Raw genomic sequence first — 2,932 nt, forward strand, 5'->3', positions numbered from 1 at the left:
GCCACGGTCTTCGGCTACCACGTGGACGACCCCGAGCGCTTCGGCGTCGTGGAGTTCGACGGGGAGGGCCGTGCCGTCTCCATCGAGGAGAAGCCCGCCGAGCCCAAGAGCTCCTACGCCGTCACCGGCCTGTACTTCTACCCGGGCGACGTGGCCGCCAAGGCCCATAAGGTGAGGCCCTCCGCGCGCGGCGAGCTCGAGATCACCACGCTCAACCAGATGTACCTGGAGGAGGGGACGCTGTCCGTGGTGACCCTCGGCCGCGGCTACGCGTGGCTGGACACCGGAACCATGGAGAGCCTGCACGAGGCCGCGGAGTTCGTCCGCGCCGTGGAGCACTCCCAGGACCTGCCCGTGTCCGTGCCCGAGGAGATCGCCTGGGAGAACGGCTGGATCACGACCGCCGAGCTGGAGGAGGCCGCGAAGGCCTACGGCAAGTCGGTCTACGGGCAGCACCTGAAGAAGGTCGCCGCCGGCGAGATCGTCAACAGCCCGCGCGAGTACTAGCGCAAGCTTGTTTTCTTTTAGGGGTCACCGTTTATCTGGTGGCCCCTTTCGTTATGATTACGTTGACCATAAAGACAATATGATTGGGAGTGGATGTGTTAAGCGTCTACTTTGGCGATATGCCAGAAGCGATTTACAACACAGCGACATATTTCAAAAACTCTTACCGGTCTTCTTGGATTACGGATCCCTATGCAGTCTCGATAATTAAAGATGTCGATCGATCGGTTGTTGTCTCCGAAAACGTCATCGAAAGCCCTGTGCTTGGATCCATCTCCCCACTCCAGCTTTCTGGTGGCGTGAAAACGCTGGTGCTTATGAGATTTGATCGTAAGCATATTTTTAACGCTTCTACCTGTGGTGACAACTGTGCCAAGTGGATTCTCGACATGGCGAAAGACCGCAAGCTCGTTGTGAATCTCTATCATGTGATGGACTTTGGTCGCGAGGATTTTAAAATTAAAGTCGTGAATAGCGGCCGAATCGTTCACAACATGGCCGATTTGATTCACGAGTCGATTCCGTATCTGTAGGTGCTGCTTATGAACGGTTCGCATCTCGTTAAGATTTCCCGCCGCAGGGGAACCAAGTACACATTTACCATTAAACGGAACATTACTATTGTGCGTGGGGATAGTGGCACGGGTAAGACGACACTGTTTGACATGGTCGCAGACTACATGCGAACGGGCGAGCAGTCGGGTGTTTCCTTGCAATGCGATTGTCCCTGTGTCGCCCTGACCGATTATGATTGGCGAAACCAGCTTTCGTCCGTTCATGACTCGATTGTATTTGTCGATGAGGGCTTAAAAGAGATCCATTCTGATGAGTTTGCCCATCATGTGCTGTATTCCTCGAATTATTTCGTGCTGATCTCAAGGGCTGATTTCCCCTATCTTCCGTATAGCGTGGATGAGATTTACAAGATTAAGACGAGCGGAAAATACCATTCTTTCATCCCTGTTTATCAAGATCGCGGGAATCATCGTTATGCTATTTCCCGGTCGGCGCCAAAACAGGACTTTTCTATCCTTCTATGCGAGGACAGTAAGTCTGGTTTCCAGTTCTTTGAACGGCATTTCGCTGACAGTGAGCTTACCTGTACTTCGGCCATGACGAACAGCGCGATTTTGCGCTGGTTGGATCAGCATCTCGACGATCGCGTGTTTGTTGTTGCGGACGGAGCGGCATTTGGGTGCTATGCGGACCGCGTCCTTAAGCTGCAAGACATTCACCGCGATACTGTTACGGTTTGTCTTCCCGAGTCGTTCGAATGGCTTCTGCTGAGCTCCGGCGTAATTTCAGGGCTAGATGTTAAGACGGTTTTGGAAACCCCAGAAGCCTTTGTAAACAGTGAGAAGTTTAAAAGCTGGGAGGATTTCTTCTATAAGTACTTACGTGAAATAACTGGGGATTCGGTTTTTCACTACGACAAAGACTGCATTCCGGAGGCGTTTTGTACGGGGGGTAATTCTGCGAAGGTTATGGCTCTTATCGCATGCCGAAATGTCCGATAGTTTTGTTGAATAGTGTCGCGTCGTCACTTCCTGCGGCATACTAAAGAAGCTGTACATGCTTCAGATTGGATTTTCATGTCTGAGATTTTTGAACCCAAGAACATCATCGTCACGGGCGGCTGCGGCTTCATCGGCAGCAACTTCGTGCACTACGTGGTCAACAACCACCCCGGGGTGCACGTGACCGTCCTGGACAAGCTGACCTACGCCGGCAACCCCGAGAACATCGCGGGCCTGCCCTCCGACCGCGTGGAGCTCGTCGTGGGCGACATCTGCGACGCCGAGCTGCTGGACAGGATCGTCCCGGGCCACGACGCCATCGTGCACTACGCCGCCGAGAGCCACAACGACAACTCTATCGCGGACCCCGAGCCGTTCCTGCGCACAAACGTCGAGGGAACCTTCCGCCTGCTGGAGGCCGTCCGCAAATACGGCATCCGCTACCACCACGTCTCCACCGACGAGGTCTACGGCGACCTGGCGCTCGACGACCCGGCGAAGTTCACCGAGGAGACGCCGTATAGGCCCTCGAGCCCCTACAGCTCCACCAAGGCGTCCTCCGATATGCTCGTGCGCGCCTGGACCCGCACCTACGGCCTGCGCGCCACGATCTCCAACTGCTCCAACAACTACGGCCCCTACCAGCACGTGGAGAAGTTCATCCCCAGGCAGATCACGAACATCATCGACGGCGTGCGCCCCAAGCTCTACGGGAAGGGCGAGAACGTCCGCGACTGGATCCACACCGAGGACCACTCCTCGGCCGTCTGGGACATCCTCACCAAGGGCCGCACGGGGGAGACCTACCTCATCGGCGCCGACGGCGAGAAGAACAACATCACGGTCCTGCGCATGATCCTCGAGGCCATGGGCCGCGACCCCGAGGACTTCGACTGGGTCGCCGACCG

General features: G+C 55.9%; 4 protein-coding genes. All 4 read left to right on the plus strand.

Annotated elements, in window-relative coordinates:
- A partial coding sequence (locus FGQ61_RS09475) for a sugar nucleotidyltransferase (RefSeq protein ID WP_249360982.1) occupies positions 1–507 on the plus strand: 507 nt, incomplete at its 5' end.
- 95 nt (positions 508–602) lie between these two features.
- On the plus strand, positions 603–1,040 hold the full coding sequence (locus FGQ61_RS09480; RefSeq protein WP_138375364.1) for a DUF4869 domain-containing protein: 438 nt from the start codon (positions 603–605) through the stop codon (positions 1,038–1,040).
- A 9-nt stretch (positions 1,041–1,049) separates the two neighbouring features.
- Entirely contained in the window at positions 1,050–2,024 is a 975-nt protein-coding gene (locus FGQ61_RS09485; protein WP_138375365.1) for a hypothetical protein, read from the plus strand.
- 75 nt (positions 2,025–2,099) lie between these two features.
- On the plus strand, positions 2,100–2,932 hold an 833-nt coding region (gene rfbB / locus FGQ61_RS09490), incomplete at its 3' end, for a dTDP-glucose 4,6-dehydratase (protein WP_138375366.1).

Source organism: Collinsella aerofaciens, from assembly GCF_005844325.1.
Taxonomy (GTDB): domain Bacteria; phylum Actinomycetota; class Coriobacteriia; order Coriobacteriales; family Coriobacteriaceae; genus Collinsella; species Collinsella aerofaciens_G.